At 62.8% G+C, this 7,191-nt stretch carries 7 protein-coding genes; 5 read left to right on the top strand and 2 right to left on the bottom strand.

Features of this window, described 5'->3' with window-relative positions; all coding sequences use genetic code 11:
• Nucleotides 1–1,286, bottom strand: a 1,286-nt coding sequence (locus CDA63_RS19660) for a DEAD/DEAH box helicase (protein ID WP_394335393.1), incomplete at its 3' end; no start/stop codon positions are given.
• 222 nt (nucleotides 1,287–1,508) lie between these two features.
• On the opposite strand from CDA63_RS19660, the gene CDA63_RS19655 reads away from it, so the two are divergent.
• Together CDA63_RS19655 and CDA63_RS19650 are read left to right on the top strand one after the other, a co-directional pair.
• Nucleotides 1,509–2,636 carry a TlpA disulfide reductase family protein gene (locus CDA63_RS19655; RefSeq protein ID WP_088466162.1) on the top strand — a complete coding sequence of 376 codons (1,128 nt, stop codon included), beginning with the start codon at nucleotides 1,509–1,511 and terminating at the stop codon, nucleotides 2,634–2,636.
• 211 nt (nucleotides 2,637–2,847) lie between these two features.
• Entirely contained in the window at nucleotides 2,848–3,966 is a 1,119-nt protein-coding gene (locus CDA63_RS19650; protein WP_088466161.1) for a porin, read from the top strand.
• A gap of 105 nt (nucleotides 3,967–4,071) precedes the next feature.
• Here CDA63_RS19650 and CDA63_RS19645 read toward each other — a convergent pair whose 3' ends face one another.
• The gene (locus tag CDA63_RS19645) at nucleotides 4,072–5,109 is read right to left on the bottom strand and encodes a Gfo/Idh/MocA family oxidoreductase (RefSeq protein ID WP_088466160.1); all 1,038 of its coding nucleotides are present in this window, start codon (nucleotides 5,107–5,109) and stop codon (nucleotides 4,072–4,074) included.
• Between the two features lie 165 nt (nucleotides 5,110–5,274).
• Here CDA63_RS19645 and CDA63_RS19640 point away from each other — a divergent pair, with 165 nt between their 5' ends.
• From CDA63_RS19640 to CDA63_RS19630, 3 genes are read left to right on the top strand one after another with little or no spacing between them, the layout of a single operon-like run.
• Nucleotides 5,275–6,009, top strand: a complete 735-nt coding sequence (locus CDA63_RS19640) for a class I SAM-dependent methyltransferase (protein ID WP_088466159.1) — start codon at nucleotides 5,275–5,277, stop codon at nucleotides 6,007–6,009.
• Between the two features lie 44 nt (nucleotides 6,010–6,053).
• Nucleotides 6,054–6,389: a hypothetical protein gene (locus CDA63_RS19635; RefSeq protein WP_088466158.1), complete on the top strand. Its 336-nt coding sequence runs from the start codon at nucleotides 6,054–6,056 to the stop codon at nucleotides 6,387–6,389.
• A complete protein-coding gene (locus tag CDA63_RS19630; RefSeq protein WP_165768415.1) occupies nucleotides 6,389–7,075 on the top strand; it encodes an ATP-binding cassette domain-containing protein in 687 nt (228 codons plus the stop codon). The genes CDA63_RS19635 and CDA63_RS19630 overlap by 1 nt, the downstream gene beginning before the upstream one ends.
• Nucleotides 7,076–7,191: the final 116 nt, after the last annotated feature.

The raw sequence follows: 7,191 nt of genomic DNA, 5'->3' as shown, positions 1-7,191 counted from the left end.
GGGGGCCGCCACCGCCGTCGCGGCCGCCGCCACCCGAGCGGCCCCCGCCACCGCCGCCAGCCGCCGCTACCGCTGGAGCGGGCGCCACGCTCGGGGCGGCCCCCGATTTTGCCGCGCAGGCCGCTGAAGCGCTTGGGGTCGAATTCGGGCGCTTCGCCCAGGCCCAGGCCCTCGGTGATGCTCTGCTTCTCGACTTCGCGCTCAATGAGCTGCTCAATCTTGAGGACGCGGTCCTGGTCTTGGTCGGCGATGAAGGTGATGGCCGTGCCCTTGGTGGCGGCCCGGGCCGTGCGCCCGATGCGGTGCACATAATCTTCGGCGGCGCGCGGGATGTCGTAGTTCACCACGTGGCTCAGCGAGTCGATGTCGATGCCGCGGCTGAGCACGTCGGTGGCCACCAGAATCGGGAACTGCTTGTTCTTAAACTCACGCATAATCTGCTCCCGCTCCTCCTGGGTACGGTCGGAGCTGATGCCCTGGGCCACATAACCCAGCTTGTTGATGGCCCGCACTATCCCACTCACGGCCGCTTTCTGGCTTGTGAAGAGCACCATGCTCTGCACCTCCTGGGTTTTAATGATGTGTTCGAGCAGGTAGATTTTCTGGCGGTCGAAGGCCATGTAGAACTGCTGATCGATACCGGCGGCGGGCTTGGACACGGCCAGCCGGATTTCCTCGGGCTCGTTGAGCAGCTGCTTCGAGAAGTCGCGGATTTTGGTGGGCATAGTGGCCGAGAACAGCAGCGTCTGGCGCACCTTGGGCAACTGCCGCACGATGTTGAGGATGTCATCGGAGAAGCCCATGTCCATCATCTTGTCGGCCTCGTCGAGCACCAGGTACTTGAGGTCCTCGAACTTCACGTAGCCCATCTGCATGTGGGCGATGAGGCGGCCGGGAGTGGCCACGATGATGTCGGCGCCCGAGGTGAGGGCGCGCTTCTGCTGCTCCCAACCCTCGCTCTTGCCGCCCCCGTAAATGGCAATCGAGCTGGCTTCCACGAAGTAGCCGAAGCCCGTTACCTGCTCGTCGATCTGGGTGGCCAGCTCGCGGGTGGGCACCAGCACCAGCGTGGAGGTAGTGCCGTGGCGGGCGTGCGAAATCTTGTCGAGCAGGGGCAGCAGGTAGGCGGCCGTTTTGCCGGTTCCGGTCTGGGCGCAGGCAATCAGGTCTTTGCCGTCGAGAATTTTGGGGATGGCCTGCTCCTGGATGGGGGTGGCCTGCTGGTAGTTCATGGCATCGATGCCGGCCAGCAAATCGTCGTGGAGGTTGAATTCGTGAAACGTCAAGGTTCAGCTTAACTAAGGGTGAAAAAAAGGCTGACCCGTCGTTTCCCGGTCAGCAAACCGCGTTTGTACTCTGTTAACAAAGATAGGGGATTGATGGCGGAACCGGCTGGGTGGTGGGTTGGGTACTAGCAAGCAGGGATTTTCGTTACTTGCTCACTACCGTAAACCCCTGGGTTTCGGGCACTAGTTAGCGCGCATTTTCCACCATGTTCTTATAGCCTTATGAAGAAGTTCTTACTGCCGCTGCTGCTCACCGTCAGTAGCCTGGCTCAGGCCCAAACGCCGTTTTCCTACACCGTCAAAGGCAAGCTCGGCAACGTGAGCGCGCCAGCCAAAGTCTATCTTGTGCGCGGCTCCTCGGTGCTGGATTCGGCCGCGGTGAAAAATGGTGCGTTCGAACTCAAAGGCAAAACTACGGAGCCCGTTTCGGCCTCCCTGATTCTGCGCAAGAAAGGCCGTCTGAATACGTTGTATGGGGTGCTAGACCAGACTCGCCTATTTCTGGAGCCGGGCGCGGTGGTCGTTACCAGCCCCGATTCACTGGCCCACGCTTCCTTAAAAGGCGGGCCGGTTACGGCAGATTACCTGCGGCTACAGGAGTTATTCAAACCCATCACCGCTAACATGCAGTCGTTTAGCGATGAGCTGCAGCAGATTCCGGAGGCACAACGCCAGGCCCCCGCCTTCCGGGAGCGGATGCAGACCGCGTTTGAGGCGTTCAATAAGCAGCTGGCCGCTGCCGCCTACGCCTTTGCCCGGTCGAACCCCAAGTCCTGGGTCAGCCTGGATGCGCTTATGGGAATGCAGATGCTCGATTTGCCGGCATACGCTACCGTGGGTCCAGTCTATGAGGGACTAAGCTCCCAGCTCCGCAACAGTGCGGCCGGTCGCGAATATGGCGAGCTGGTGAAGGGCCTGAAGGCCGTAGCCGTGGGCGCCCAGGCCCCGGAGTTCACCCAGCAAACGCCCGACGGCAAAACGGTTTCCCTGCGCGACTACCGGGGCAAGTACGTGCTGGTGGATTTCTGGGCCAGCTGGTGCGGCCCCTGCCGCCAGGAAAACCCGGCGGTTATCAAAGCTTACAACGAGTACAAAGACCGCAATTTCGACGTACTGAGCGTGTCGTTCGACGATGAAAAAGGCCGTGCCAATTGGCTGAAAGCCATTGCTGAGGATCAGCTTCCCTGGACCCAGGTATCGGACCTGCACGGAATGGAAAACGAGGTCGCCCGCCTCTACCAAATTCATTCCATCCCCCAAAACTATCTGATCGACCCCAACGGGAAAATTTTAGCGTACAACCTGAAAGGGGAGGGCCTGCAAGCGGCGCTGGCGCAGTACGTGAAGTAGGAAAACCGGCTCTTCGGCTCCCACGAGGGTTGCAACCAGGCTTTATTGCCCAGCAGGTAGCGGCTCCGGCTCCGGTTGGTTTCGACGGAATTTTGTTGTTTTAATGCCATAACGCTCGGTAGGGTCAGCCATTGGCGCCCGCCGAGCGTTATTGTCTTTCATCACTGTTCTTGGCTGCTGCGGCCGCCGGAAGCCACGGTTTTCCTCTCTTATGAAATTCACCTTTCCGCTCCTGCTGGGGCCGTTGCTGCTGGCTTCGGCCGCTTCCGCCCAAACTATCCCCCCCGCCGATTCGGCCGCCGCAGCCGTAACCCAGTCCGGCAACCCGTTCACCGTGTACGGCTTCGTGGATGGCTATTACGGCTACGATTTCAAGCACGCGGCCACCAACGAGCGGCCCGGCTTCATCTTCTCCCACAACCGCCAAAACGAGTTCACGGTGAACCAGGGGCTAATTGGGGTGCGCTACGACAACGACCAGGTGCGGGGTGAGTTGAGCCTGCACGCCGGCACCTACCCCTCGGCCAACTACGCTCCCGAAGACCCGATTATCCGCAATATCTACCAGGCCTACGCCGGCTTCCGGCCCTTTAAAAAGGCCTGGATTGATGCCGGTATCTTCAGCTCCCACATGGGCATCGAGTCGGCGCTGAGCAAGAACAACTGGACCCTGACCCGCTCGCTGGCCGCCGAGGGCTCGCCCTACTACGAGGCGGGCGCCAAATTCACCTACGAAGCCGCGCCCACGCTCACGCTCACGGCCCTGGTGCTCAACGGCTGGCAGAACATCCGCGAAAACAACCAGGCCAAGGCCCTGGGCACCCAGATTCAGTGGCAGGCGACCGAGAAGCTGCTTATCAATTCCAGTACCTTTTACGGCAACGAGCAGCCCATGGGCCTAGTGCGCCGCCGCCGCTACTTCCACGATTTTTATGCCCGCTACGCCGCCTCCGACCGCCTGAGCCTGGCGCTGGTGTTTGATATAGGCAAGCAGGAGCGCCCCGAGGCCGGGGCCAAAAACGATAAATGGTACACTGGCACAGCCCTGGCCCGCTACCAGCTGGCCGAAAAGTGGCGCATCGGGGGCCGACTCGAATACTTTTCGGCCGACCACGGCGTGGCCATTCTCAACGCCACGCCCGCCCTCACCGACCCCGATTTCAAAGTCTGGGCCGGCTCGCTCAACCTCGACTACCTGCCCACCACCAACGTAGCCGTGCGCGTAGAAGGCCGCCTGTTCAATTCCGGCCGCGACTTCCTGGTTGACCGCGACGGCCGCCCCACCAAAAGCTACGGCAACCTGACCAGCAGCATCGCCCTGTCGTTTTAACGCCCCCGTTGCAGCCCCCCCGGGGTGGATGCCCTGGGCTCCGTAGCGCCCACCGATAACCGTTGATTGGCCGCGGACCGGAGGCGTGAGCCCAGGGATTCAACCCTAGGCTTTAACCCGGGTACGGGGCCGATCCAGAATGCCCAACTGCCAGCGCAACTGCTCGGCTCGTACCGGGAAGGGTTGCTCGTGGCGAATGGTCTGGTATACGGCTTCGAACAGGCCGGCATAGTCGCCGGGAGGAGCGGGAAGGGAGGTACTAACAAATTGCCCCGGCTCGCCGGCCAGCGTGAGTGTGCCGACGGCCCCGGCGGGCTCGTGGCCATAACCAGCGGCGGTGGGCCGCATCCCGGCCGTAAGCTGGGTTTCCTGCACATCGGCGCGGCTTTTCTGGAACGAGCCGAGGGTACCGTGCAGCACATAGGCCGGCACCGGCGCGGCCGTGAGCAGGCTGCCCGTTACGAACACGTTCAGCCCCTTGGGGTACTGCAGGTGGACGTGGAAGTAGTCGTCGACCCGCGAGCCGGGGCGGTGGCTGACCCGGATGATGCGGCTGAGGCTGGGCTGGCCGAACAAACTCAGGGCCTGATCGAGCACGTGGGGGCCGAGGTCGTAGCTGAGGCCGCTGCCGGGCACGGCGGGGTCTTCCTTGAACAGCTTGGGGTTAAGGGCCACTTTGTAGCGGTCGAAGCGAAAATGCACCTCCGTGAGCCGGCCCAACTGCCCGCTTTCCACCACTTGCCTCACCAGCTGGAAGTCGGAATCCCAGCGGCGGTTCTGGTAGGCTAGCACGTGCCTTTGCTGCTCCTCAGCCAGGGCAAGCAGCTCCTCCAGCTCGGCGACGGTGGTGGCCACGGGCTTTTCGATGAGCACGTGCTTGCCGGCCTGCAGCGCCTGTCGGGCCAGCTCGAAATGGGTGTCGTTGGGCGTATTGATAACGACCAGCTCCAGGGTGTCGTCGGCCAGCAATTCGGCCACGGTGTCGTAGCTGAGGAGGTCGGGGTAGGTGTCGTCAGCCGTTTTGTGGGTACGTTCCACCACGGCCCGCAGCGCAAAACTGGGGTGGGTGCTCAGAAATGGCGCGTGAAAAACACGGCCCGACATCCCGTAGGCCAACAGGCCGGTTTGGATGGGGTTCGACATGGCATTGGTTGAGGTTTGTGGTTCGCAAAAGAACGTCATTCAGAGCGAAGCGAAGAATCTCGCGTGCTATCATTGGGTTACTAGCACAGCGTCAGCACGCGAGATCCTTCGCTCGCTCTGAATGACGTTCTTTACCAGCACCCAGCACCCAGCACCCAACTACTCATGCTCGACCGATTCTCGGCCCAGGCCGATCTGTACGCCCGCTACCGCCTTCATTACCCGCCGGCGCTCTATGCGTGGCTGCTGCCGCGGGTAACGGGCCGGGGCCGCGCCTGGGACTGCGCCACCGGCAACGGGCAGGTGGCGGCGGTGCTGGCCCGGCACTTCGGGCACGTGGAGGCCACCGACATCAGCGCCGCCCAGCTGGCCCACGCGCCTGCGCTGGCCAACGTGCGCTACCAACTCAGCCCCGCCGAAAGCACGCCTTTCGCGGCGGAGAGTTTCGATTTAATAACCGTGGGCCAGGCCGTGCACTGGTTCGCGCCCGAAGCTTTCAACCAGGAAGCCCACCGCGTATTGCGTCCCGGCGGGGTGCTGGCCGAGTGGGGCTACGATCTGGCCACCATCGGCCCCGATCTGGACCCGCTGCTGCGCGAATTCCACGACGACACGCTGGGCCCGTACTGGGACGCCCACCGCTGGCATATCAGCGAGCGGTACGCCCGCCTGCCGTTCCCGTTCGCGCAAGTCGAAACCCTGGAACTGGCCGATGAGCGCCAGCTTTCGGCCGAATGGTTTCTCAACTACCTGCGCACCTGGAGCAGCGTGGTAAAGTACGAGCAGCAGCACGGCCGCAACCCCGTGGAGGCGCTGGCTCCGGAGTTAACCCGGCTGTGGGGGCCGGGCAACCGGGCGGTGACGTTTCCGGTATTCGGGCGGCTGGGCCGGAAAGAATAAAGGAGGTGGCGCGGCGTTGGAAGAGCTTCCAGGCACGGTACTTTATGATGTTGCGTAATTATCTGCGGGCGCTAGCCTTGTTTTACCGCACCCTGCTGCCCCAAACGGCCGTGTCGTCGGTTCTGGTTTTAGGGGTTACCGGGCTTGGCGCGGCGTTGCTGCAACTTCCCTGGCCGCCACCGCTGGGGCCGGGGCTGTTGCTGATGAAGCTGGGCACGTTTCCGCTGGTTGCGTACCTGGAGCACCGGCTGCGGCCCCACCAATACTGGTTCTACCGCAACCTGCACCTGGCCCGCTGGCAACTATGGACCCCGCTGGTCGTGGCAGATACGGCGGGCTTCGTGGCTTTCGTGGGTTTGCTGCACCGCTGGGCCTTCTGATGCGAACTACGCCGCCACCAACTGCCACGCTCCCCTATGTGCTGGAGGCTGATGGCATCCAGTTCGCTTTTGGGGGCCGGGTGCTGCTTGCTGATGTGTACCTGCGGGTGCAGACGGGCCAGGTGGTGGGCCTGCTGGGCCGCAACGGCTGCGGTAAATCGACGCTGCTGCAAACCGTTGCCGGCGGCCGGCGGGTGGCCGATGCCTCGGTGCGCCTGAACGGGCAGCGGGTGGTACCAGCCTACCGCCAGCCGGGCCTGCTCAATTACCTGCCCCAGGTGCCGCTGCTACCGGCCCAGCTTTCCGTAACGGCCGCCGCCCGGCTGCTCGGCGTTGATGCCGGGGCGGCGCTGGCTGCTTTTCCGGAACTGCTGGCCCAGGCCCACCGGCCAGTGGGCGAACTATCGGGCGGTACTACCCGGCTGGTGGAAGTGCTGCTCCTGTTGCACGCCGATACTCGTTTTTCGCTGTTAGACGAGCCTTTCATCGGCGTCATGCCCATACACCTCGAAACGCTGGTCGAAGTACTACGCGCCGTAAAGCCCCGCAAGGGAATCCTGCTCACCGACCACCGCTACGAGGAAGTGCTGGCCCTCTGCGACGTGGTGTACCTGCTGCACGACGGCCGGCTGGAACGCCTGGACGACCCCCGCGCCGGCCTGCTGGACCGGGGGTATTTGCGGTGAGGTGGTGAGTGGTGAGAAAGAACGTCATTCTGAGCGAAGGCGGAGCCGGAGTCGAAGAATCTCTACCGCATGATTGAACTGATGACTTAACGAAGCGGTAGAGATTCTTCGACTCC

The sequence above is a fragment of the Hymenobacter amundsenii genome (assembly GCF_002204745.1).
Lineage (GTDB): Bacteria > Bacteroidota > Bacteroidia > Cytophagales > Hymenobacteraceae > Hymenobacter > Hymenobacter amundsenii.
This window is presented reverse-complemented; position numbering and strand designations above follow the sequence as displayed.